General features: G+C 41.3%; 21 protein-coding genes and 5 tRNA genes. 23 read left to right on the forward strand and 3 right to left on the reverse strand.

Annotated elements, in window-relative coordinates; genetic code table 11:
• Positions 1–184: 184 nt before the first annotated feature.
• From NMK93_RS02960 to NMK93_RS02975, 4 genes are read left to right on the forward strand one after another with little or no spacing between them, the layout of a single operon-like run.
• The gene (locus NMK93_RS02960; RefSeq protein ID WP_254526386.1) at positions 185–1492 is read left to right on the forward strand and encodes a TolC family protein; all 1308 of its coding nucleotides are present in this window, start codon (positions 185–187) and stop codon (positions 1490–1492) included.
• Positions 1493–1507: 15 nt separating this feature from the next.
• Positions 1508–2863 carry a sigma-54 dependent transcriptional regulator gene (locus NMK93_RS02965; protein ID WP_254526385.1) on the forward strand — a complete coding sequence of 452 codons (1356 nt, stop codon included), beginning with the start codon at positions 1508–1510 and terminating at the stop codon, positions 2861–2863.
• Positions 2864–2865: 2 nt separating this feature from the next.
• On the forward strand, positions 2866–4185 hold the full coding sequence (locus NMK93_RS02970; protein ID WP_254526384.1) for a PAS domain-containing sensor histidine kinase: 1320 nt from the start codon (positions 2866–2868) through the stop codon (positions 4183–4185).
• A 24-nt stretch (positions 4186–4209) separates the two neighbouring features.
• A complete protein-coding gene (locus tag NMK93_RS02975) occupies positions 4210–4668 on the forward strand; it encodes a hypothetical protein (RefSeq protein WP_254526383.1) in 459 nt (152 codons plus the stop codon).
• 56 nt (positions 4669–4724) lie between these two features.
• On the opposite strand, the gene NMK93_RS02980 is transcribed toward NMK93_RS02975, so the two are convergent.
• On the reverse strand, positions 4725–5876 hold the full coding sequence (locus NMK93_RS02980) for a BamA/TamA family outer membrane protein (RefSeq protein WP_237219424.1): 1152 nt from the start codon (positions 5874–5876) through the stop codon (positions 4725–4727).
• A gap of 305 nt (positions 5877–6181) precedes the next feature.
• Between NMK93_RS02980 and NMK93_RS02985 the strand changes: the two genes are divergently transcribed.
• The 8 genes from NMK93_RS02985 (at position 6182) to nusG (ending at position 9005) form a co-directional block, all read left to right on the forward strand.
• A tRNA-Thr gene (locus tag NMK93_RS02985) sits at positions 6182–6254 on the forward strand.
• A gap of 25 nt (positions 6255–6279) precedes the next feature.
• Positions 6280–6363, forward strand: a tRNA-Tyr gene (locus tag NMK93_RS02990).
• Positions 6364–6421: 58 nt separating this feature from the next.
• A tRNA-Gly gene (locus NMK93_RS02995) sits at positions 6422–6494 on the forward strand.
• A 90-nt stretch (positions 6495–6584) separates the two neighbouring features.
• Positions 6585–6656 (forward strand) — tRNA-Thr (locus NMK93_RS03000).
• A 72-nt stretch (positions 6657–6728) separates the two neighbouring features.
• A complete protein-coding gene (gene tuf / locus NMK93_RS03005; protein ID WP_093098550.1) occupies positions 6729–7916 on the forward strand; it encodes an elongation factor Tu in 1188 nt (395 codons plus the stop codon).
• Between the two features lie 233 nt (positions 7917–8149).
• A tRNA-Trp gene (locus NMK93_RS03010) sits at positions 8150–8220 on the forward strand.
• A 24-nt stretch (positions 8221–8244) separates the two neighbouring features.
• Positions 8245–8439, forward strand: a complete 195-nt coding sequence (gene secE, locus NMK93_RS03015; RefSeq protein WP_094255409.1) for a preprotein translocase subunit SecE — start codon at positions 8245–8247, stop codon at positions 8437–8439.
• A gap of 20 nt (positions 8440–8459) precedes the next feature.
• Positions 8460–9005 carry a transcription termination/antitermination protein NusG gene (gene nusG, locus NMK93_RS03020; protein ID WP_093098554.1) on the forward strand — a complete coding sequence of 182 codons (546 nt, stop codon included), beginning with the start codon at positions 8460–8462 and terminating at the stop codon, positions 9003–9005.
• Between the two features lie 553 nt (positions 9006–9558).
• Here the strand turns inward: nusG and NMK93_RS03025 are convergent.
• Positions 9559–9696, reverse strand: a complete 138-nt coding sequence (locus tag NMK93_RS03025; RefSeq protein WP_254526382.1) for a hypothetical protein — start codon at positions 9694–9696, stop codon at positions 9559–9561.
• 45 nt (positions 9697–9741) lie between these two features.
• Between NMK93_RS03025 and NMK93_RS03030 the strand changes: the two genes are divergently transcribed.
• The 11 genes from NMK93_RS03030 to NMK93_RS03080 all read left to right on the forward strand — a co-directional run bounded on the left by NMK93_RS03030 (position 9742) and on the right by NMK93_RS03080 (position 24740).
• Entirely contained in the window at positions 9742–10965 is a 1224-nt protein-coding gene (locus NMK93_RS03030; RefSeq protein WP_254526381.1) for a DUF5009 domain-containing protein, read from the forward strand.
• Positions 10966–10977: 12 nt separating this feature from the next.
• Positions 10978–11124 carry a hypothetical protein gene (locus NMK93_RS03035; RefSeq protein WP_254526380.1) on the forward strand — a complete coding sequence of 49 codons (147 nt, stop codon included), beginning with the start codon at positions 10978–10980 and terminating at the stop codon, positions 11122–11124.
• 8 nt (positions 11125–11132) lie between these two features.
• Positions 11133–11993, forward strand: coding sequence for a glycoside hydrolase family 18 protein (locus tag NMK93_RS03040; protein WP_254526928.1), 861 nt, complete (start codon positions 11133–11135; stop codon positions 11991–11993).
• 84 nt (positions 11994–12077) lie between these two features.
• Positions 12078–13301 carry a VCBS repeat-containing protein gene (locus NMK93_RS03045; RefSeq protein WP_254526379.1) on the forward strand — a complete coding sequence of 408 codons (1224 nt, stop codon included), beginning with the start codon at positions 12078–12080 and terminating at the stop codon, positions 13299–13301.
• 153 nt (positions 13302–13454) lie between these two features.
• On the forward strand, positions 13455–13898 hold the full coding sequence (rplK, locus tag NMK93_RS03050) for a 50S ribosomal protein L11 (protein WP_185211031.1): 444 nt from the start codon (positions 13455–13457) through the stop codon (positions 13896–13898).
• 22 nt (positions 13899–13920) lie between these two features.
• Positions 13921–14619 carry a 50S ribosomal protein L1 gene (gene rplA / locus NMK93_RS03055; protein WP_093098561.1) on the forward strand — a complete coding sequence of 233 codons (699 nt, stop codon included), beginning with the start codon at positions 13921–13923 and terminating at the stop codon, positions 14617–14619.
• A gap of 2 nt (positions 14620–14621) precedes the next feature.
• Positions 14622–15140, forward strand: a complete 519-nt coding sequence (rplJ, locus tag NMK93_RS03060; RefSeq protein ID WP_093098563.1) for a 50S ribosomal protein L10 — start codon at positions 14622–14624, stop codon at positions 15138–15140.
• A gap of 82 nt (positions 15141–15222) precedes the next feature.
• A complete protein-coding gene (rplL, locus tag NMK93_RS03065; RefSeq protein ID WP_093098564.1) occupies positions 15223–15603 on the forward strand; it encodes a 50S ribosomal protein L7/L12 in 381 nt (126 codons plus the stop codon).
• A 163-nt stretch (positions 15604–15766) separates the two neighbouring features.
• Positions 15767–19576, forward strand: a complete 3810-nt coding sequence (gene rpoB / locus NMK93_RS03070) for a DNA-directed RNA polymerase subunit beta (RefSeq protein WP_185211030.1) — start codon at positions 15767–15769, stop codon at positions 19574–19576.
• 73 nt (positions 19577–19649) lie between these two features.
• Complete coding sequence (gene rpoC / locus NMK93_RS03075) at positions 19650–23927, forward strand: DNA-directed RNA polymerase subunit beta' (protein ID WP_185211028.1); 4278 nt, start codon at positions 19650–19652, stop codon at positions 23925–23927.
• 132 nt (positions 23928–24059) lie between these two features.
• On the forward strand, positions 24060–24740 hold the full coding sequence (locus NMK93_RS03080; RefSeq protein ID WP_185211026.1) for an MgtC/SapB family protein: 681 nt from the start codon (positions 24060–24062) through the stop codon (positions 24738–24740).
• Between the two features lie 4 nt (positions 24741–24744).
• Here the strand turns inward: NMK93_RS03080 and NMK93_RS03085 are convergent, their stop codons facing one another.
• A complete protein-coding gene (locus tag NMK93_RS03085) occupies positions 24745–25395 on the reverse strand; it encodes a bifunctional 4-hydroxy-2-oxoglutarate aldolase/2-dehydro-3-deoxy-phosphogluconate aldolase (protein ID WP_254526378.1) in 651 nt (216 codons plus the stop codon).

The raw sequence follows: 25395 nt of genomic DNA on the forward strand, positions 1-25395 counted from the left end.
TTTGATTGAAGTGTTGAAGTTCTTCATTAAAACGAGTTTATTGTTCGGTTTCAGTGTTCATAAGCGAACACTTTCATGTTCGGCTTCGAACAGCTAATGCTTTCTTTAATTATTAATTTACTGATAGACAAGGTTTTAATTATTTGGCACAGCCTGTGGAATGCAGTGGGAAATAAGTTTTTAGATGAAAAGAAATTATCTATATGTAATCATATTTGTTTGTTGTTTAGTTAGCACAGCAAAAGGACAGAGTAGCTCTCTGTCCTTGGCCGATTGCATTCAGCAAGCGATACAGAATAATCCTACCCTTAAAAGAAATGAATTGGTTATCGATCGTGCAGATCTGCAGTACAAACAGGCCAAGTATGACCGTTTGCCATCATTGAATGCCAATATCGGTCATGACATTTCTCAAGGTAGGTCCATCGATCCGACTACCAATCAATATATAGATCAGAACAATAGCTCAGGGCGACAGTCCCTGAGCTTAAATGTTCCCATCTTCAATGGTTTCTATATTATCCATAATATCCGAATGCGATCCAATGCACTTGATGCGGGCAAACTGGAATATGAAGGCTTTGTCAATGAACTGAAATTGGACGTTATTGAAGCTTATGTCAAAGTGTTGACTGCACAAGACATGTTGATCCAGACTGAAGGACAATTGGCAGTGACCAAAGAACAATTAAATAGGAATGAAATCTTGAATAGGGAAGGTGCTACCAATCCTGGTGACCTATTTGATATCAAAGGCCAATATAGCAGTGACCTGAATACAGTTGAATTAACTAAACAAACCTTGAACAATGCCCGGGTGGAACTGGCTGGTTTGATGAATGTAGATGTCAATACACTAGGAACTTTAGAGGAAATCGATATTCCAACGGAAATTCAGGCCAAAAGTTCAGAGGAATTGTTTCAGCAATCCTTAAATATCCTGCCTCAGTATAAGGCCTTGGATTGGAGAATCAAAGAAATGGAAGAAGGCATCAAGGTGGCAAAATCTAATTATTGGCCGAGTCTTTCTTTAAGCGGTGGAATGAGCTCCAATTACAGTAAAGAAGGTGGAGCAATCTTTAACCAGATCAAGAATAACCTGAGTAAAGGTGTGGGATTGACCTTGTCCATTCCAATCTTTAACCAGTTCAAGAATAGAACCCAGGTCCGTTTGGCCCAGGTGTCTTTGGATGATGCGAATTTTAGTAGGGATATCATGCGTAATGATCTACGCATGAAGACCGCCCAAGCGGTTTTCGATTTGAACATTACACAAAAGAATGTGCTGAATCTGCGTGACCAAGAAGTTAGCTATGCGGAGTCCTTTCGGATTGCCACGGTTCATTTTGAGGCAGGCAATAGCAACTCGGTTATTTATTTAACAGCGAAGAATAAATTAGATGCTACGCGCAGTCAATTGATCATCAGGCAATATGAATGGTTGATGCAAAAATATGTGAATGATTATTATGCAGGTTCTTTGAATTTATAATTAACTTAGCTTTAAATGAAAAAAGCGACCATTCTAGTTGTTGATGATGATCAAGATTTATTAACCGCCACACGAATATTATTAAGGCCTAACGTCAAAGAAGTACTGGTAGAACATAATCCGGAAAGGTTAATGAATATCCTGGAAAAGAATCCAGTTGATATTGTCATGCTGGATATGAACTACAAGAGTGCCATCAATACAGGCAATGAAGGTTTGTTCTGGTTGTCTAAGATCAAGACCCATTTTCCAAAAGTCAATGTGGTGATGATCACCGCTTACGGTGCGGTTGACCTTGCCGTGAAATCGTTGAAGCAGGGTGCTTCTGATTTTATTGTCAAACCTTGGCAGAATGAACAGTTGCTCAATACCCTGACCAGTATCTACGAAGAAAACAAGCCCAATCAAAAGGAAAAGCAGATCGTCAGTCCTCGTGAACATCATGGGATCATTGGGAATTCTCCCATTATGGAAGACCTGCAGTTTAAGTTGGACAAAGTTTCACCTACTGAGGCTAATATCTTGATCTTAGGGGAAAACGGTACAGGTAAGGATCTGATCGCGAATGCCATCCATCAACGTTCCTTACGGGCAAAAAAGGCATTTGTAAAGGTGGACGTGGGTTCCCTGACAGAAACCCTTTTTGAATCTGAACTTTTTGGATATAAGAAAGGAGCATTTACGGATGCTCGGGAGGATCGTAAAGGTCGCTTTGAACATGCGGATTCCGGAACTTTGTTTCTGGATGAAATTGGTAACATCAGTCTACAACAACAGGCAAAATTGTTAAGTGTACTTCAGAACAGAGCGGTGGTTCCTTTAGGTTCCAGTCAAGCGATTCCAGTGGATATCCGATTGATCTCGGCTACGAATGTTCCCCTAAAAGTCCTGGCTGATGAGAGTAGGTTTAGGAAAGATTTGGTGTATCGGATCAATACCTTGGAAATCCAGGTTCCCGCATTAAGGGAACGTGTTGGTGATATCCCGCTTCTGGCTGAGCATTTTCTGAAATTCTATAACGAAAAGTATCATAAGAACATAGGTGGATTGGAAGCCGATGCCATTAATAAACTAAAAGGCTACCATTTCCCAGGGAATGTTCGCGAATTGCAATACAGTATAGAACGCGCTGTGATCATGTCCGATCAGCAGAGTATCCGTGCTGAAGACATCTTGTTCTCTCCCATTGAACAACAGTTGCCTGATAAACCGATTGTCGACGATTTCTCATCCCATAATTTGGAGGAAATGGAGCGTAAGGCCATTAAGTCTGCCATTGAGCGCTATAATGGAAATATCAGCAAGGCGGCCAAGGAATTGGGACTGACCCGTGCTGCACTATACCGTCGATTGGAAAAATATAATCTTTAATAATGACCAAACTGGCTATAGCAGATTTTTTTAAGATGCTGTTCCTTATGGCTTTGGCTGTAGGTATAGCATTTTTGATATTTAAGGGTTTTTATCTCTATGCCGGTTTAGGTTTTTTCTTTTTGTTGGTCCTTTCCTATAGGATGTTCTCCAAACATCGATTCCTGTTGAAACAGATGGTTGAATTTTCGGAAGCGGTAAAATATCGTGATTTCACCAGGAGATTTGTGGTGAAAAGGGAGAAATCTGTTGAAGGACAGTTGTATGCAGCATTTAATCAGATCAACGACGTCTATAAGAATATCAGTATCGATCAGGCCCTGCAACATCAGTACCTGAATAAGGTAATCAATATGCTGGATACCGCCATCATCTTTTACCATGCGGAATCGGGGAAGGTGATCTGGTTGAATGAAGCTTTTAAGGACCTTTTTCAAGTTCCACATCTGGGGAATATTTCGGGGATGGAAAAACGACATCCTGAACTTTATATCAAGACCATGCAGTTGCAGGTCGGCAAGCATCAGATGGAAACTGCTCATTCCAGTAAAGGCAAGATCAAGCTATTGATGCAAAGCTCTGGCTTTGAAACACAGGATGGTTCCTTTCGCATTATCGTCTATCAGAATATCAACGAAGCCATTGACGAAACAGAAACTAGGGCATGGCATAAACTGTTGCGGGTATTGACCCATGAGATCATGAATTCCATCGGTCCGATCAGCTCCTTGGCGGAAACCTTGCATGACCGTCTGGAACATTGGGAAGGTGAGCAGGACATCGAAGACCTGAAACTTGGGATTTTTACGATCAAGCGAAGAAGTGAAGGACTGTTGCAGTTTGCGAAAAGCTATAGACTGATCAATAAGGTTGACCAGCCTCAGTTTTCGGAAATCCAGGTCGTACAGCTTTTTGAAAACATTTATCAATTATTGGAGCCTACCTTGATCCAAAAGAACATAGATGTGGATATTATCATCAAGAATACCCGGATGATACTCCGGGCAGATGTGAACCTTTTGGAGCAGGTCATCATCAACCTGTTGTTGAATGCTATCGAAGCGGTGAAGGGCGAGGAAGAGCCCTATATCAGTTTGTCAGCGATTGAAACCAAGGACCATGTCCAATTAAAGATCCAGGACAATGGAGCTGGGATGTCTCCCGAGATCCAGGAACAGATCTTTACGCCATTCTTTACGACCAAAAAGACAGGTACCGGTGTTGGCTTGACCCTCAGTAAGCAGATCATGTTAATGCATGGTGGCAATATCTCTGTGGACAGCGTTGAAGGGGAGGGAAGTACATTTACCTTGCAATTCTAAAGCAATTTGTATTTTTGTGCCGCAATGCGGTATTACTTCGACTATATCTTTCATTTTTTGGTTTCCAATAGCAGACATGGTACACATTCTCCATTTGTGTATGCACTGACTGAAAAGGTAATCTATAATCCCAGCTATAAAGGCCAAAATTTTGTTGAATTTCCGGAAGGCTTCAATCCAAATTATTTTCCATTGTTAAAGAAGATATGGAGTTTTTGGGAGGTCAATACCTTGAGCAAAGACCTGCAGGATAAGGATGCACAATCCTATTGGATCGATGGGAAAGAGGACTCCGAAGTCATCTTGTCGTTAATTGATGCCGGGAAAATCATAGTTTTCCATGAACCTTATAAGCAAAAAAGGCAATGGAAAAAATTGATTGACGATCAACGGGTGACCGTGTCCATCAATTTATTTCATTTTGGCATCCTATTGAAAAGGGAGGGGCAAAGAAAACAAGATTTTCTCTTACGATATCTTTAATATCTTTCCTGAAAAAAGGCAAAGCAGTTTCCAGATTCGGTTATTATTTTATCCCATTAAAAAGCCTCACTGATGCTGAGGTAAAATCCAGACTGTCTTTTTTCACCAGGTCTTTGTTCACCATAAGCATAATCAAAACGGATACTGCTGTTGTGTTCTAGGCTGAAGAAATAGCGCAATCCGCCACCAAAGGATGGGATAAGACGCATGTCATGTTGCTTGGAGAAGGTGCTTCCGGTACCTAGGAATGCATTGATGCCTATGCGGGGGATGAAGCGGTATCTAAGTTCTGCTTGAGCAGTTAGGTAATTCTTGTCCTTATAACGACCCAGATAATAACCGCGCATGGTCATATCCCCACCAAGTTCACGCATGACATAGAAAGGTACATTTTTTCCGTAAGTACCACGGTACAGCCCTTGGGCAGCGACGGTGAGTTTTTTGTTGATGGGATAGAAGCCGCGTACATCCAGTTCAAGCTGGTTTCCCGTGAAATTGTCCTTTCCAAAGAAATTGGGAGCATAGCTATATTTTACCCTGCTATAAAATCCATTGGTAGAATATGTGGTGTTGTTACGGGTGTCATACAGGGCAGAAACGCCAAGGGCGAGGTATTGTCCGCCATCTTTACCATAAACCTCTGGGGATTCGAAGATGCCTCCGGCTTCCATGTCATTGAATTCGAAGTGTTCGTAATTTAAATTGACACCGGCATAAAAATTAGGGGCGAACCTTTTTTCACCATCCAGTTTGATGCGGTAGAGTTTTTGGTCTAAGTAATCCTCATCAGCTTTCCAGGTATCATTACCAAGGCCGTAGAAATTGAAAGGCCAATCTCTGAATCGCATTTCCGTGAGGATATGGTAGTCGTTGTTTTTAGTCCAGATATCGGAAGTCAGTTTGATGTTCTTTTGTTTTTTGGTCGTCAGCGTACCGATCAGGGTTACATTGGAGGTTCTGCTATCGAGGTTTTCCTTATCGATATAGAAATTATAGGTACTTGCGATCCCGTATTCGAAGCCCGTTTCCTGGGCATAACCGATGGCAGGCAGGACGACAAAGCTACCTGAGCGGGAAGAATCTTTTTTGGAGGAGACGAACTTTTGCATCAATTTTTGGATGATTCCGGATTTTTCTTGAGCGTTTCCAAGCTCAGGGAAGATGCAAAGGTTAATAAAGAGCAATACTACGAGCGAATAATTTTTCAAAGCAATTCCATTTATTTGTGCAAATATAGGGTATCCTTTGAAATGGAATATGAAAATTATTTACTTGCATATCAATGATATGGTTTTCAGGAGTAAAAAAAATGACCAAATATTTTTGATATGTTCATGGAGTAGCTATCTTTGCATCATCAAATCGGGAAAATCAGTACCGAAATGAGATTGTTCTTTAAGTAGAAAAAAAATTAAAAATAAAACTTGCGAATATCAGATAAATATTAGATTTTTGCACTCGCTATCCAAAGATAGCCGTTCTTTAAAACAGAAAGTTTTATTAAATAAAGCACGCCTCCTTAGCTCAGCTGGTAGAGCAACTGACTTGTAATCAGTAGGTCATTGGTTCGATTCCGATAGGAGGCTCAAAAACAACGCAAGTTGTAGGTCTGGAGGGGTTCCAGAGCGGTCAAATGGGACGGACTGTAAATCCGTTGCTTCGGCTTCGAAGGTTCGAATCCTTCTCCCTCCACCAAAAAGTTTTCATTCTTCCGGTTGTGAAAGGCAGGAGTTCCTGAGTGTAAAACTGAAAAGCGGAAGTAGCTCAGTTGGTAGAGCGATAGCCTTCCAAGCTATAGGTCGCGAGTTCGAACCTCGTCTTCCGCTCAATTTATAAAACAAATCTAAGTCTCTGTCTTCTTAACAATTTATTTTTGAAAGGGTAGAGGCTTATATCTGTAAATAAGCTTTTTGAAAGCCGAAGTAGCTCAGGGGTAGAGCACTTCCTTGGTAAGGAAGAGGTCGTGGGTTCAAATCCCATCTTTGGCTCGAATACATAAGTTTTGTAACTTTGTAAGATTAATTAAAAGAAATATTTTATAATTACTAATTCGCATAAACATGGCAAAAGAGAAATTTGACCGTAGTAAACCGCACTTAAACATTGGTACTATCGGTCACGTTGACCACGGTAAAACAACTACAACAGCTGCTATCACTAAAGTTTTAGCTGATAAAGGTTTTTCAGAGGCTCGTTCATTTGATTCAATTGACTCTGCTCCTGAAGAGAAAGAGCGTGGTATCACAATTAACACTTCACACGTAGAATACCAAACAGCTAACCGTCACTATGCACACGTTGACTGTCCAGGTCACGCCGATTACGTTAAGAACATGGTAACTGGTGCTGCACAGATGGATGGAGCTATCATCGTAGTTGCTGCTACAGATGGTCCTATGCCTCAAACTCGCGAGCACATCCTATTAGCTCGTCAGGTAGGTGTTCCTGCGTTAGTAGTTTTCTTGAACAAAGTTGACTTAGTTGATGACGCTGAGTTATTAGACTTAGTTGAGATGGAGGTTCGTGAATTATTATCATTCTACGAATTCCCAGGTGACGATGTTCCAGTAATCAAAGGTTCTGCATTAGGTGCATTGAACGGAGAGACTCAATGGGTTGATTCAATCATGGAATTGATGGATGCTGTAGATAACTACATTCCAATCCCTCCACGTTTGACAGATCTTCCTTTCTTGATGCCTATTGAAGACGTATTCTCGATCACAGGTCGTGGTACAGTTGCAACAGGTCGTATCGAAAGAGGTGTAATCAACTCTGGTGATCCAGTTGAGATCTTAGGTATGGGTGCTGAAAACTTGAAATCTACAGTAACAGGTGTTGAGATGTTCCGTAAGATCTTAGATTACGGTGAGGCTGGTGATAACGTAGGTTTATTGTTACGTGGTATTGAGAAAACTGATATCCGTCGTGGTATGGTTATCTGTAAACCAGGTTCAGTAACTCCACACACAGACTTCAAAGCTGAGGTTTACGTATTGTCGAAAGCAGAAGGTGGTCGTCACACTCCGTTCTTCAACAAATACCGTCCTCAATTCTATTTCCGTACAACTGACGTAACTGGAGAAATCACTCTAGAAGAAGGTACTGAGATGGTTATGCCAGGTGATAACGTAACAATCACTGTTAAGTTGATCAACGCTATCGCTATGGAAAAAGGTCTACGTTTCGCTATCCGTGAAGGTGGTAGAACAGTAGGTGCTGGTCAGGTAACTGAAATCATTAAATAGTCCTTAGGGATTATCAAAATAAAAGATAAGCTAATTGGCTCCGGCTAATTAGCTTATTTTTTCTAATTATTCATTTTGGTTGAAGCTCAAATACTTAGCGAAGTAGGGGAGTTCCGGGGCAAAATCAGAATAGATTGACCAGAAAAAAATCTTGCGGAAATCGCAAATAAATTGAAATAATATTTGCTGCAATGGGGTCTAAAGCCTATATTTGCATCATCAAAAAAATCTACACGGGCATAGTTCAATGGTAGAATAGAGGTCTCCAAAACCTTCGATCTGGGTTCGAATCCTAGTGCCCGTGCTAATAAAAATAGAAACTTAAAAAATGGCAAAAGTACTTGATTTTATTAAGGACTCTTATACAGAGGTTACTGAGAAAGTGACTTGGCCTACATGGGCGCAACTACAAAGTCATGCGGTTATTGTACTTGTTGCATCTGTTATTATTGCGTTGGTAATTTTCATAATGGATAAAGCATCAAGCAATGTAATGGAACTGCTGTACAATACAGCGTCTTAATTTTCTAATCCAACAGTATTATGGCAGATCAAAGTTTAAAGTGGTACGTTGTGCGTGCTGTTAGCGGAAAAGAGAAAAAGGTTAAGCAATACCTTGAAGCTGAAATTAACCGCTTAGGCATACAACATTTGGTGACCCAAGTATTAATCCCGATGGAGAAATACTACCAAATGCGCGATGGCAAGAAAGTTGCCAAAGAACGTAACTACTACCCTGGGTATGTTTTGATCGAAGCGGCTTTGGACGGTGAGATCGAACACGCAATCAAAAACGTAAATAGTGTAATTGGATTCTTAGGTGATAAAGCAGGTAATGCAATCCCGCTTCGTCCAGCTGAAGTTAACCGTATTTTAGGTAAGGTTGACGAAATGGCTGAACAAGGTGAATCAATCAGCGTTCCTTATTACGTTGGTGAGACCGTAAAAGTAAACGACGGTCCTTTCAACGGATTTACAGGTGAAATCGAAGAGGTGCACGAAGACAAGAAGAAATTAACCGTAATGGTAAAAGTATTCGGTCGTAAAACTCCACTCGAGCTGAACTATATGCAGGTTGAAAAAGAGTAAGCTCTTTTAGACAGTAGACAAAAGACATTAGACATAAGAAGCCCTATCCATTTGGATAGGGCTTTTTTTTGTTTGAACCAGGATGGAATGGATGGGAGGATAGACCAAGATCATAACTATTATTACGGATTGCATTGGCGTACGGTTCCATAATCGAAGATTATGGATGACATGTATTTTAAATATATACCCGTACAGATTCTTCACTATCCGTTCAGAATTGGAAGTGTCCTGAGATTGAAAAATATTTCACGAACGCTGTTGGTTCGTCATAAGAACATACACTTTCTACAAAGATTCCTCCCCAGCCAGGGGTTTTCTGCATGCATCAATCCTTCCGAAGGAAGCCCTTTAGCCCGCGGCTCATTTCCAATGGCGGAAAAATGGAAAGAATGCCGTTGCCATGTGCGATGGCATTGGCCTTGGATGCTTTCAAGAAATTCTCCCATCTAAGGGGAGAATTTCGAAGAACGGCATCCTCGACATCCAGGCATTCTTTTCATGTGTAGTGGACGGCGCGAAAAGCCATCTTAAATGAGCCGAAGCCATTTGCTTACTTTTGGGCTTCAAAAGTAACGGAAGGATCGGTATCCGTAAGCTCCTTCGTCGGTTTGGTTAATTTGGGCTCCAAAAGTAAGGAAGGATTGCTCTGATCCGTTTGATAGCCGTCAAGATCCGGCACAAGACTCAAGTCCGATTCAATTTTGTATATTTAGGAATTGAATTACCTAAATTAATGATGTCGAAGTCACCATCTATTCCTTCTTTCCCTGCGGAGCCTAAGAAATTGCGCGTCCGTGCTATTGATATCATGCGCGGCCTGACCCTTTTTCTGATGTTGTTTGTCAATGATCTTTTTATGCCGGGGGTGCCGAAATGGCTTTTGCATACGGAAGCGGAAGTCGATGGCATGGGACTGGCTGATTGGGTATTCCCAGGTTTTCTATTTATGGTGGGTATGGCTATTCCCTATGCCGTTGCAGCAAGGCGGAAAATTGGAGAGCCTACTTGGCAGATATGGTTCCATATCATCAGTAGGTCGATTAGCCTAATCATCATTGGTCTGTTGGTGGTTAATTCCAGCAGCTTGAACCCGCAAATGACCGGTATGAACAAGCTGTTATGGCTTGGGCTGGTCTATATCTGTATCTTTTTGATCTGGAACAACTATCCGAAGGATAGAAATAAGAACCTATTTGTCGGGCTGAAATTGTTGGGGATTGTAGGGCTACTTGGTTTGGCCTATGTATTCCGGGCTGGAACTCCTGAATCTCCAGCTTGGTTTGAGAAGAGTTGGTGGGGCATTTTGGGACAGATCGGATGGGGTTATCTGGTAGCAGGTTCGGTCTATCTCCTCCTTAGGGATAAACTATGGGCAGCATTTTTGGCCATTGTCTTTTTCCTTTTCCTGAATGTAGCCTCCTTGAGCGGTTGGATTCCGCAAATGTTCTCTTTCCAGGAGTTCTTTGACGTTGTCCTGCATGGCAATGTGCCGATGATTGTCCTTTCCGGAATGGCAGCAACCTTGATTGTTAAAAAATATGCTGTGGATTGGAAGAAACTGGCCATTAATTTAGCTATGTACGGCCTTATTAGCTTGATTGCTGGCTTGATATTCCACCAATGGTTCATCGTTTCCAAGATTCAAGCGACTCCTTCCTGGGGCCTGCTTTGCAATGGCATCAGTATCCTGCTATTTGTTTTGGTCTATTATTTTATTGATGTAAGGGGCAATAGTCGCTATAGTCGACTTTTTGAATTGGCAGGGCAAAATTCACTAACTACCTATTTGGCTCCAGACCTGATCTATTTCTTGGTTTGGGGATTCGGAATTCCCTTGTTTTTCTATAAACAAGCTGATCACATGTGGTTAGCTGTATTAGGCTCCTTATTATGGGCTTATGCCATGCTTTGGTTTGGTATCTTATTGAACCGTTTTGGAATAAAACTTAAACTATAATAACATATTACCATGAAAAGAAATCACACGAACAAGCTGATCCTAATGGCTCTGATTATGTTGTTTGCAGTTCCATTTACCTTGGTTGCCCAGGGTAAGAAGCCTGTAATCATCGCTTATGTTACTTCGGGTAAGGTCCGCTGCCTGATCCTAACCTGATCAGCCATATCAATTATGCCTTTGGCCATGTAAACGAGACCTTCAATGGTGTAAAAGTGGACAATCCAACTAGACTGAAGGAGATCGTGACCTTAAAGAAGAAGCATCCGGACCTGAAGATCCTGTTGTCGATCGGTGGCTGGACCTCGGGACGTTTCAGTGAAATGGCAGCAGACAAGAACAATAGATCGGGCTTTGCGAAAGATTGCCAAAAGATCGTAAAGGAATTTGATCTGGATGGGATCGATATCGATTGGGAATATCCGACCAGTGATGAAGCCGGGATCTCATCTTCCCCAGACGACACCAAGAACTTTACGTTGTTGATGAATGATATCCGCAAGGCTATCGGACCGAAAAAACTATTGACCTTGGCGACGATTGCAGATGGAAAGTATATTGATTTTAGAGCCATCGATAAGGATATTGATTTTGTAAATATCATGATGTATGATGTCTCTAAACCTCCTTTGCAGCATAACAGTTTGTATAAATCGGATCTGGCAGGTCGTATTACCTTAGTTGAAGCCCTGCAGGCCCATATTGATGCCGGCGTTCCAAAAAACAAATTGGTGATGGGTATTCCATTCTATGGAAGGGGAGATAAAGTACAGGTCAATGATTTTGTGATGTTCCGCAACATACCGAAGTTGACCCAGTTTGAAGAGAGGTGGGATGATCAATCGAAAGTACCTTATCTAGTGGACAGCACCGGAAAGTTGGTCCTGACCTTTGAAAATGAGAAATCCATCAGGGAAAAAGCTGCATATATAAAATCCCAAGGTATCCTTGGAGCCATGTATTGGGAATTTAAGGGTGATGATGATCAGTTGACCTTGAGCAGGGCGCTGTATGAAGGCCTGAAATAGGATGTACAAACAATTGTTGCTGTAAAATGTTGATAATAAGTAGTTATAGACACAATTTCTGTAAACCTTATAAAAAATAAGCTTATGATTATTCAAGATTTTAAACCCAAATATTTGGGACTTGCATTGGTTTTTCTATGGCTGAGCTCAGGAAATCATGTTTTTGCACAAGATAATGAGACCGCTTATTTTTCTGACGTTACAGAAGGCAGCATACCCTTGGATCCCAAAACGCATGCTTTGGATGTAGCTTTGGTCGATGTGAATGGAGATGGAGCATTGGATGCCATATTTGCACTGGAAATGTTGCCCAACCGTCTTTATATCAATGATGGCAATGGCAACTTTACCTGGATGAAGGATGTCTTTGCCAATGAGAACAATGATACAGAGCATGTGCGTGTGGCTGATATGGACAATGATGGTTTTGCAGATGTCATTTTTGTTGCAGAGGACAATAAGACCCATGAATACTATCTAGGGAATGGGGATGGAACCTTCCGGAATGTTTCGGATCGCCTGTTGGGAAAGAGTGAAGGGAATGGCTTGGATATAGGTGATGTCAATGGAGATGGATTGCCCGATGTGGTCATCGGCAATACGGGAGAAGGAGCAAGGACCTTTGTTTGGTTAAATGATCCAAATAAACCGGGCTTTTTGGTTGATTCTCCCCCTGGCAGTATCCCTGACAACATGGATGAGGTGCAATCGGTCAAGTTATTTGATGCCGATGGAGACGGTGACCTGGATATGGTACTGGCAACGGAGGCTCCGCCAAGCCGTCTGTATTTCAATGACGGGAAGGGAAAGTTTACGGAGCAGGAGGACGCATTGCAAACCTCCGAACCATTGCACAGTAGGGAGGTCATCGTTTTTGATGCCGATAAGGATGGGAAGAACGATATTTTCTTTGCGAACCTGACCAGCAATGGGGGTAAGAAAGAGCGGAACCCAACTGGACGCTTGTTTATGAATAAAGGCGAAGGGAAATTTGTCGATGAGACGGACGCAAGGATTCCCGCCTATGAATTTTCAACTTATGCCTGTAATGTGATCGACTTTGATCGCGACGGGGATCTAGATATTATATTAAGTGCCTTGAAGATTCCGCCATTTGAGGCGATGCAGGTTCAGGCCTTGAAGAATGATGGTTCGGGCAGGTTCAGTTTTGCCACGGAGGAGGCTATTCCGAAGGTGACTGTGGAGCGAGCTTGGGGGATCGATGTGGGGGATGTGAATGGGGATAAGATTCCGGACCTGATGATCGGGGCTTGGGGCGACCAAGTGCGCTTATTACTAGGTAAATAAAAAAAGAAAAAATACTTTTTTATTATCAGATATTTAGTTATCTTTGCACCTCGTTTGGTTGCAAAACTATGTTTTGTTGCCATCGAGAATTAAATGTTACGTTATTGCTTCCAACTTACTAACAAACATTTAACAAATTAAATCACAGAAAAAATGGCAAAAGAAGTCAGTGCGTTAGTAAAATTACAAGTGAAGGGCGGAGCTGCGAATCCATCTCCACCGGTAGGACCTGCATTAGGTGCTAAAGGTGTGAACATTATGGATTTCTGTAAGCAATTTAACGCTCGTACGCAAGACAAACCAGGTCAAGTATTACCTGTTGTGATCACTGTATATGCCGACAAATCTTTTGATTTTATCATTAAAACTCCACCGGTAGCTGTTCAGTTAAAAGATGCAGCGAAGCTTAAGAGCGGATCGGGAGAGCCTAACCGTAAGAAAGTTGCTTCCATTTCATGGGATCAAGTAAAACAGATTGCGGAAGATAAGATGCCAGATTTGAATGCATTTACTGTAGAATCAGCTATGAGAATGGTTGCTGGTACAGCGCGTAGTATGGGTATCACTGTATCAGGTGATGCTCCTTGGAAAAATTAATTAACGAAATCAGTTTAAGAAAGTGGCTAGATTAACAAAAAATCAAAAAGCGGCACTATCCAAAATTGAAGCTGGTAAAGCATACTCTTTGAAAGAAGCTGCGGCTTTAGTAAAAGAGATCACCAACACCAAATTTGATGCTTCTGTGGATATCGACGTTCGTTTGGGCGTAGATCCTCGTAAAGCAAATCAAATGGTTCGTGGTATTGCAACATTGCCACACGGTACTGGTAAGACGGTACGTGTATTAGTTTTATGTACTCCTGACAAGGAGGAAGAAGCTAAGGCGGCAGGTGCAGACTACGTAGGTCTTGATGACTATATCAGCAAAATCGAAGGTGGTTGGACTGACGTTGACATTATCATCACAATGCCTAGTGTTATGGCGAAAGTAGGTAAATTGGGTCGTATTTTAGGTCCAAGAAACTTAATGCCTAACCCTAAAACAGGAACAGTAACTCCAGAAGTTGGAAAAGCTGTGACTGAGGTAAAAGCTGGTAAGATCGACTTCAAGGTTGACAAAACAGGTATCATCCACACTTCAGTTGGTAAAGTGTCTTTCGACGCAGATAAAATCTATGACAACGCATTAGAAGTGTTACAAACAATTTCACGTTTGAAACCGTCTGCAGCAAAAGGAACGTACTTCAAGAGTATTCACATTTCTTCAACTATGAGTCCTAGTATTCATATTGAAACTAAATCAGTAGCAGGAATTTAATCATGAGAAAAGAACTTAAACATGAAATTGTTGAAGCTTTAGCAGAACAGATTAAATCTTACGGTAATTTTTATATTGCTGACACTGCTAATCTGACTGTAGAAAAGGTGAATAATATTCGTCGTAAATGTTTCGAGCAGGGAATCGAGATTAAGGTTGTGAAAAACACCTTGATTAAGAAAGCGTTGTTAGAGGCGGGTGTAGATTCAGAAGAGATCTTTGGCGTATTAAAAGGAGCTTCAACCCTTATGTTTTCCGAAACAGGGAATGCTCCAGCGAAATTGATCAAACAATTACGTAAAGAAGGTGACAAGCCAGTATTAAAAGCAGCATACATTCAAGAGACTGCTTTTGTAGGCGACAACCAACTTGACGCATTAGTGACCCTTAAATCTAAGGAAGAACTTATTGCAGACGTTATTGCTTTACTTCAATCTCCTGCGAAGAATGTTATTTCTGCGCTTCAATCAGGCGGAAATACAATTTCAGGCTTAGTAAAAGCTTTAGAAGAAAGAGGCTAACGAACCCTCAGTTTAATAACAAACGTTCGTTAAATTTTAATTAACAATTTTTTTAAAAGAACATTCAAAAATTCAAAATAAAATGGCAGATTTAAAACAACTTGCTGAACAGTTAGTTAACTTAACAGTAAAAGAAGTTAAAGAATTAGCTGATATCTTAAAAGACGAATACGGTATTGAGCCTGCTGCTGCTGCTGTAGCTGTTGCTGCTGCTCCTGGTGCTGGTGACGGTGCTGCTGCTGCTGAAGAGAAAACATCTTTCGATGTAATCTTGAAAGAAGCTGGTGGCCAGAAATTAGCTGTCGTAAAATTAGTTAAAGATTTAGCTGGTTTAGGTTTGAAAGAAGCAAAAGACTTAGTTGACGGTGCACCTAAAGAATTAAAAACTGGTGTTTCTAAAGACGAAGCTGAAGCTTTGAAAAAACAATTAGAAGAAGCTGGAGCTGTTGTTGAGATTAAGTAATCTCGCATAAGGCACCAAAAACTTAGACTCTGATAGTCCAAATCTATCAGAGTCTATTCCTGTTTATAAATATAGTGTATGGATCAAGCCCCTGCTGATGCTTGATCGGAAGACGGAATCAGCAGATGTTAGCTCAGTTTTTTAAAACTAAATTCTTATTCCCTTGGCAAACAATAATATTCAAAAAGAAAGAGTAAATTTTGCGACAAGTAAGAAGGTGATTGATTATCCGGATTTCTTGGACGTACAATTAGAGTCTTTCAAGGAGTTTTTTCAATTAGAGACTACTTCTGACAACCGCCATCAGGAAGGGCTTTACAAGGTTTTCGCAGAAAACTTCCCTATTTCTGATTCAAGAAACATCTTTGTGCTAGAGTTTTTGGATTATTTCATTGATCCACCGCGTTACGATATCCAAGAGTGTATTGAACGTGGATTGACTTATAGCGTACCTTTAAAGGCTAAATTGAAGTTGTCTTGTAATGATGAAGAACACGAAGATTTCGAAACCATTGTACAAGACGTGTACTTAGGAACTATTCCGTACATGACTCCAAAAGGTACTTTCGTAATCAATGGAGCTGAACGTGTTATCGTTTCTCAATTGCACCGTTCCCCTGGTGTGTTCTTTGGTCAAAGTAGACATACCAATGGTACTAAACTTTATTCTGCTAGGGTTATTCCTTTTAAAGGTTCTTGGATCGAATTTGCAACAGACGTGAACAACGTGATGTATGCCTATATCGATCGTAAGAAAAAATTCCCAGTTACTACCTTGTTACGTGCAATCGGTTTCGATTCGGATAAGGAAATCTTAGAACTTTTCGACCTTGCAGATGAAGTAAAAGTTAGTAAATCTGGATTGAAGAAATACGTTGGTCGTCGTTTAGCGGCTAGGGTATTGAACAAATGGACAGAAGATTTCGTTGACGAAGATACAGGTGAAGTAGTATCGATCGACCGTAACGAGATCATCCTTGAACGTGAAACCATATTAGAAGAAGACCACATTGACCTGATCATCGACGCTGGAGTGAAATCCATTATCCTGACCAAGGAAGATGAGTCAAACAATGCGGACTATTCGATTATATATAACACTTTACAAAAAGATACTTCCAACTCAGAGAAAGAAGCGGTAGAGCATATCTATCGTCAATTGCGTAACGCAGAACCACCTGATGAGGAAACTGCACGTGGTATCATTGACCGTTTGTTCTTCTCGGATAAACGATACGATTTAGGAGATGTGGGTAGATACCGTATCAACCGTAAATTGAAACTTGATACACCGTCGGATACAAAAGTATTGACCCGTGAAGATATCATCGCTATCGTGAAGTACTTGATCAACTTGATCAACTCGAAAGCAGAGGTGGATGATATCGACCACTTATCTAACCGTCGTGTTCGTACGGTTGGTGAGCAATTATATGCGCAATTCGGTGTAGGTCTAGCTCGTATGGCTCGTACTATCCGTGAGCGTATGAACATTCGTGATAACGAGGTGTTTACGCCTACTGACTTGATTAATGCTCGTACATTGTCATCAGTGATCAATTCTTTCTTCGGAACGAACCAGTTATCACAGTTCATGGATCAAACCAACCCATTGGCTGAGATTACGCACAAACGTCGTCTGTCAGCATTAGGTCCAGGTGGTCTTTCAAGAGAGCGTGCCGGTTTCGAGGTACGTGACGTTCACTATACGCACTACGGTCGTTTGTGTACTATTGAAACTCCAGAGGGTCCAAACATTGGTTTGATTTCATCATTGTCAGTTCACGCGAAAATCAATAACCTAGGATTTATCGAAACTCCATACCGTATCGTTTCTGATGGTAAGGTGGTAGTTGATAAGCCAGTTGTTTATTTATCTGCTGAAGATGAAGACGATAAGACAATTGCGCAAGCAAATGCTCTATATGATGATAAAGGTAATTTCTTAGATGCTAAAGTAAAAGCTAGATATGAGGGAGACTTCCCGATTATTGAGCCTGAGAAATTAGACTATATGGACGTTTCTCCGAACCAGATTACATCAATCGCGGCTTCATTGATTCCTTTCTTGGAGCATGATGATGCCAACCGTGCATTGATGGGTTCCAACATGCAACGTCAAGCAGTTCCTTTGTTACGTCCGCAAGCACCGGTTGTAGGTACTGGATTGGAAGCACGTGTAGCGAAAGATTCCCGTACGTTGATCAACGCTGAAGGAAACGGAACAGTAGAATATGTAGATGCACAAGAAATTCACATCCGTTACGATAGAAACGACAACGATCGTTTGGTATCATTCGATGATGATGTGAAAGCATATAGATTGACCAAGTTCAAGAAAACCAACCAAAATACCTGTATCAACTTGAAACCGATCGTTACGAAAGGACAAAGAGTTGAAAAAGGTCAGGTATTATGTGAAGGCTATGCAACCGAAGATGGTGAATTGGCATTGGGTAGAAACTTGAAAGTGGCATTCATGCCTTGGCAAGGATACAACTTTGAGGATGCGATCGTAATCTCTGAGCGTGTAGTATCACAGGATTTATTCACTTCATTACACATTGAAGAATTCGAACTTGAAGTTCGTGATACTAAACGTGGTGAAGAGGAATTGACAGCTGATATTCCAAACGTTTCAGAAGAAGCTACGAAAGACCTTGATGAAAACGGTATTATCCGTGTTGGTGCTGAGGTTGGCGAAGGTGATATCTTAATTGGTAAGATCACTCCTAAAGGAGAATCTGATCCTTCACCAGAAGAGAAGTTATTACGTGCGATCTTTGGTGACAAAGCTGGTGACGTGAAGGATGCTTCATTGAAAACTCCACCATCAATCAAAGGTGTGGTTATCGATACGAAGTTATTCTCTCGTGCGAAGAAAATGTCTAAAGAAGTTGAGCGTAAAGCTTTAGAGAAATTAGAAGTTGCTCACGATAGAAACATCAAGATTCTTAAAGATCGTTTGGTTGAGAAATTATTTACGATCGTAAATGGTAAGACCTCTCAAGGTATTTACAATGTTTACAAAGAGTTATTGGTAGCTAAGGGCGCTAAGTTTACTCAAAAGATCCTTACTGATCTTGACTATAACAACGTTAATCCTACAGGATGGACTACTGATGATGACAAGAATGACATGATCAAACTTGCATTGCACAACTACAACATTAAAGTTAATGAGGAGTTAGGTGCATTCAAGCGTGAGAAATTTGCAATCTCTGTCGGTGATGAGCTTCCATCGGGTATCGTTCAGATGGCGAAGGTATATGTTGCCAAAAAACGTAAGCTGAAAGTAGGAGATAAGATGGCGGGACGTCACGGTAACAAAGGTATTGTTGCACGTATTGTACGTGATGAGGACATGCCTTTCTTAGAAGACGGAACACCAGTTGATATCGTGTTGAACCCACTAGGGGTACCTTCGCGTATGAACCTTGGACAGATCTATGAAACTGTATTAGGCTGGGCAGGACAAAAATTAGGTGTTAAATTCGCTACTCCGATCTTTGACGGTGCAGAAATGGACCAAGTAGAAGAGTGGGTTGAGAAAGCAGGATTACCTAAGTCAGGTCGTACTTACCTATACAATGGATTGACAGGTGATCGTTTTGACCAACCTACAACAGTTGGAGTAATCTACATGTTGAAATTAGGACACATGGTTGATGATAAGATGCACGCACGTTCAATTGGACCATACTCGTTGATTACTCAACAACCATTAGGTGGTAAGGCACAGTTCGGTGGTCAGCGTTTCGGTGAGATGGAGGTTTGGGCGTTAGAGGCATTCGGTGCATCCAACATCCTACAAGAGATCTTGACCGTTAAATCTGATGATGTAGTAGGTCGTGCGAAAACTTACGAGGCAATCGTAAAAGGAAACAACCTGCCAACTCCATCGGTACCAGAATCGTTCAACGTATTGGTACACGAGCTACGCGGATTAGGTTTAGATATCACATTAGATTAATCAAGCAAATTGAGCTTAAGAAGGTGCATAACCTTCTTAAGCTTTCACATACAGCTTTAACTTTTTACTAAGTATGTCTTACAAAAAAGATAACAAAATCAAAAGTAACTTTACATCGATTACGATCAGCTTAGCTTCTCCAGAAACTATTTTGGAGCGTTCAAGTGGTGAGGTTACTAAACCAGAAACTATCAACTACCGTACTTATAAACCAGAACGTGATGGTCTATTCTGTGAGCGTATTTTCGGTCCAGTAAAAGACTACGAATGTCACTGTGGTAAGTACAAGCGTATCCGTTATAAAGGGATCGTTTGTGACCGTTGTGGTGTTGAAGTTACAGAGAAGAAAGTACGTCGTGAGCGTATGGGACACATCAACTTGGTGGTTCCGGTTGCTCATATCTGGTACTTCCGCTCTCTACCTAACAAAATTGGTTATTTATTAGGCCTTCCAACGAAGAAGTTGGATATGATCATCTACTACGAAAGATACGTGGTTATCCAAGCTGGTATCAAAGAAGAAGATGGTATTTCATACATGGATTTCTTGACAGAAGAGGAATATCTAGATATCTTGGATACCCTTCCAAAAGAAAACCAATATTTGGATGACAACGATCCTCAGAAATTCATCGCTAAGATGGGTGCAGAGGCATTGGAAGATTTGTTGAAACGTCTAGACTTAGACCAATTGTCATACGATCTTCGTCACCAAGCAGCGAACGAAACTTCCCAGCAACGTAAGAACGAGGCGTTGAAACGTCTTCACGTTGTTGAGGCTTTCCGTGGTGCTAATGATCATATCGAAAACCGTCCGGAATGGATGATCGTTAAGATCGTACCTATTATTCCACCAGAGTTACGTCCTTTAGTTCCTTTGGATGGTGGTCGTTTTGCGACTTCAGACTTAAATGACCTTTACCGTCGTGTAATTATCCGTAACAATCGTTTGAAGCGTTTGATCGAGATCAAAGCTCCAGAGGTAATCTTACGTAACGAGAAACGTATGCTTCAAGAAGCTGTTGACTCGTTATTCGATAACTCACGTAAGGTAAATGCTGTTAAGACTGAAGGTAACCGTGCTTTAAAATCTTTATCGGATATCCTTAAAGGTAAGCAAGGTCGTTTCCGTCAGAACTTATTAGGTAAGCGTGTTGACTACTCGGCTCGTTCGGTAATCGTCGTTGGTCCTCACTTGAAATTACACGAGTGTGGTCTTCCTAAAGATATGGCTGCTGAGCTTTACAAACCGTTTATCATCCGTAAGATGATCGAAAGAGGAATCGTAAAGACAGTTAAGTCAGCGAAGAAAATTGTAGATCGCAAAGATCCAGTAGTATGGGATATCCTTGAGAACGTATTGAAAGGTCACCCAGTATTACTAAACCGTGCACCTACGCTTCACCGTTTGGGTATTCAGGCTTTCCAACCAACCTTAGTTGAGGGTAAAGCGATCCAATTACACCCATTAGTGTGTACAGCGTTCAACGCCGATTTCGACGGTGACCAGATGGCAGTTCACTTACCATTAGGTAATGCTGCAATTTTGGAAGCCCAAATCTTGATGTTGGCAGCACACAACATTCTTAACCCTGCAAACGGTTCACCAGTTACAGTACCATCTCAAGACATGGTATTGGGTCTTTACTACATTACCAAAGGCCGTAAGACTGATGACAACCTGGTGATGAAAGGTGAAGGAAGTACTTTCTATTCAGCAGAAGAGGTAATCATTGCCTTGAACGAAGCAAAAGTAGATCTTCACTCCTTTATCAAGGTTAAAGCTCGCGTTAAGACCAAAGAAGGAGAGTTCAAAGATCAAATCATTGAAACGACTGTAGGTCGTGTGATCTTCAACCAAATCGTTCCAGAAGAGGTAGGATACATCAATGAACTATTGACTAAGAAGTCACTTCGTAATGTCATTGGAGAGATCGTGAAGAACACGGGTATGGCTCGTGCAGCGAAATTCTTGGATGACATGAAAGAGTTAGGATTCCAAACAGCATTCAAAGGTGGTCTATCGTTCAACCTTCAAGATTTGAACATCCCTGCTGCGAAAGCTGATTTGATCACTCAAGCTACAAACGAAGTTGAAGAAGTAATGAACAACTATAACATGGGTTTCATTACGAACAACGAACGTTATAACCAAATCATCGATATCTGGACACGTATCAACAACAAGTTGACAGCGCACGTTATGGATATCCTTTCGAACGACAATCAAGGTTTCAACTCAGTATACATGATGTTGGATTCAGGAGCTCGTGGATCGAAAGAGCAGATCCGTCAGTTATGCGGTATGCGTGGTTTGATGGCGAAACCTCAGAAATCTGGTACTTCAGGTGGTGAGATTATTGAAAACCCGATCCTTTCAAACTTCAAAGAAGGTTTGTCGGTATTGGAGTACTTTATCTCTACCCACGGTGCTCGTAAAGGTCTTGCCGATACAGCGTTGAAAACAGCCGATGCGGGTTACTTAACCCGTCGTTTACATGATGTTGCTCAGGATATGATTGTTGTTGAGCAAGACTGTAACGGTTTACGCGGTATCTATACTACAGCGCTTAAGGATAATGATGATATCGTTGAACCATTGTACGACCGTATTTTAGGACGTACGCCATTGAACGATGTTGTTCATCCTGAGACAAACGAATTGATCGTTGCTGCAAATGATGATATCACTGAAGAAGTTGCTGAGGCAATCGAGAATGCAGGAATTGAAGGAGTTGAAATCCGTTCTGTATTAACTTGTGAGTCTAAGCGAGGAGTTTGTGCATGTTGTTACGGACGTAACTTAGCGTCAGGTAAACGTGTTCAATTGGGTGAAGCTGTTGGTGTAATTGCTGCTCAGTCAATCGGTGAGCCAGGTACACAGTTGACACTTCGTACATTCCACGTCGGTGGTACGGCATCTAACATTGCTGCTGAATCTTCGATCATTGCTAAATACGATGGTAAAATCGAATTTGAGAACGTTCGTACAGTAGAAAAAGAAGGTGAATTTGGTCCTTACCAAGTTGTATTGGGTCGTTCAGGAGAGATTAAAGTTGTAAATGACGATAAGAAAGTCCTTTACCAACAAATTATCCCTTACGGATCGAACCTATACGTGAAAGAAGGAGAGAAAGTGGAAAAAGGAACCAAGTTGGTAGACTGGGATCCATACAACGCTGTAATTATCTCTGAATTTGCAGGTAAGGTAGAATTCGATGCGATTATCGAAGGTATTACTTACCGTGAGGAATCTGATGAGCAAACTGGACACAAAGAGAAAGTGATCATCGAGACTCGTGATAAGACTAAAAACCCGACGATCAAAGTATTGGATAACAAAGGCGAAATCATCCGTTCATACAACATTCCAGTAGGAGCACACGTTTCGGTATCTGATGGCCAAAAAGTGAAAGAAGGTGCGATTTTAGTTAAGATCCCTCGTTCTACAGGTAAGACCCGAGATATTACGGGTGGTCTTCCTCGTGTAACGGAGTTGTTCGAGGCTCGTAATCCTTCAAACCCAGCGGTTGTTACTGAAATCGACGGTGTTGTAACTTTAGGTGGTGTTAAACGTGGTAACCGTGAGATTTCGATCGAGTCCCGTGACGGACAAGTGAAGAAATACCTAGTTCCACTTTCTAAACACATCTTGGTACAGGATAATGACTTTATCAAAGCGGGTATGCCACTTTCAGACGGTCAGATTTCCCCTTCGGATATCTTATCGATCAAAGGTCCTTCTGCAGTACAGGAATACATTGTAAATGGTATCCAAGAGGTTTACCGTCTACAAGGTGTGAAAATCAACGATAAGCACTTCGAAACCATCGTTCACCAAATGATGCAGAAAGTGAATATCGAAGATCCAGGAGATACTCGTTTCTTAGAAAAAGAAGCTGTAAACAAATGGGATTTCATGGAAGAAAACGATTCACTTTACGACAAGAAAGTGGTTGTAGATGCTGGTGATTCTAAATCATTGCGTCCAGGACAGATCGTAAACCTTCGTAAATTGCGTGAAGAAAACTCTAGCTTGAAACGTCAAGACTTGAAATTAGTGGAAGTGCGTGATGCTATTCCTGCTACCTCTAGTCCATTGTTGCAAGGTATTACCAGAGCTTCATTAGGTACGAAGTCATTTATCTCTGCTGCTTCCTTCCAGGAAACTACCAAAGTATTGAACGAAGCTGCTATCGCAGGTAAACGTGATAACTTGTTAGGATTGAAAGAAAACGTAATTGTTGGTCACTTAATCCCTTCAGGAACAGGTTTACGTCAATACAGCAACATCATCGTAGGTTCTCGTGAAGAATACGATCAGTTGTTGGCTTCTAAAGAAGAAGATTAATATCGAAAGATTTAGGAATTAACCTTCCTAAAGGATATATAAAAAGCTCGGCTCCTGTAGCCGAGCTTTTTTGTTTTTGGGAGAATTAAAGATTTTTATTAACAATTTCATATTATATTTGTTCCTCTGATTATGACTGACATCGCATCTATCGACTTTATCATCACTCAACTTGTATGGGATTGGAATGACTTGTTGAAAGCCGTATTATCACTTTGTGCCGGATTTGTATTGGGATTCGAGCGCGAGTGGAAGGATAAGTCGGCTGGTTTCAAGACCATTTCCATTATCTGTTTGGGGAGTACCTTGTTTTCCTTGCTATCCTTTAAATTGGGTGCTGGAGAATCGGAGGATGCCACTCGGATAGCTTCGTACGTGGTTTCAGGTATTGGTTTCCTAGGTGCTGGGGTGATCTTCAAAGATGGAGTGAATGTAAATGGATTGACTACAGCCAGTATTATCTGGATGTCAGCAGCCATTGGAATGGCAATCGGTTTTGGAGTCTATGTCATCGCGGCCATTTTCTTGCTTGCTTGTTTTGCCATTATTGTTTCGGGACCCTTATTGAATAAATATGTAATCCACAACATCGTGCGCTTGGTAAGTGTCAGTATGAAAAGGGAGGACCTGGATGCCAAGGATCAATTGCTGTCAGCTATCAGACCGCTTTCTAAGCATGTGAAAATAAAAAAGCAGACCATGTCTGCCGATTTATTGACTATTGAACTTGAGGTGCTGATCGATAAACGAAATATCCGCAAGTTTGAAAGATCAATTCTTGAAAACAAACAATTGGTTGAAATCAGCCTATAACAGATCAAGCCCCTCTTTTTGCCCAATTCAATAGGTTTCTGCAGTTTTCAGCAATCTGTCCGAATTCATACTTCCCATTGACTTTCACGAACAGTTTCGAGCCAAGTCCCACAGCACTGACTCCGGCTTCAAACCATTTGTTGATACTTTCCGATGAGCAGTCTACGCCACCCGTTGGCATAAACCGTAAATTTGGAAAGATAGGTTTGATGCTTTTCAGAAACCCAGGACCTAAGGTATCGCCGGGGAATAGTTTCACGAAAGTGCAGCCAGCCATTTGGGCATCGGAAATTTCGGTAGGAGTCATGCAGCCCGGAATCCAAAGGATGTTATTCTTCTTGGCAGAACTCGCAACACATTCCGAAAAAATAGGACTCACCAAAAAGTCTGCTCCCAGTTCAATAAAACGGTCTGCATCATCCGCATGCATGATGGTTCCTATCCCCAGTTTCAGATCGGGGAAGTGCTCTTCCTTATAGTTACGCAAGGCCTTAAAATTCTGTTCCGCTTCCACACCTCGGTTTACAAATTCAAAAACCCTAATACCGCCTTCATAGCAGCTTTGTAGGGCCTGAATGCAGGTATTGACGTCATCATCATAAAAAACAGGTAAGACTGGATTTCGAATGATTTCTTTGATAATTTCTTCTTTCAT

This window comes from Sphingobacterium sp. LZ7M1 (assembly GCF_024296865.1).
Taxonomy (GTDB): Bacteria; Bacteroidota; Bacteroidia; order Sphingobacteriales; family Sphingobacteriaceae; genus Sphingobacterium.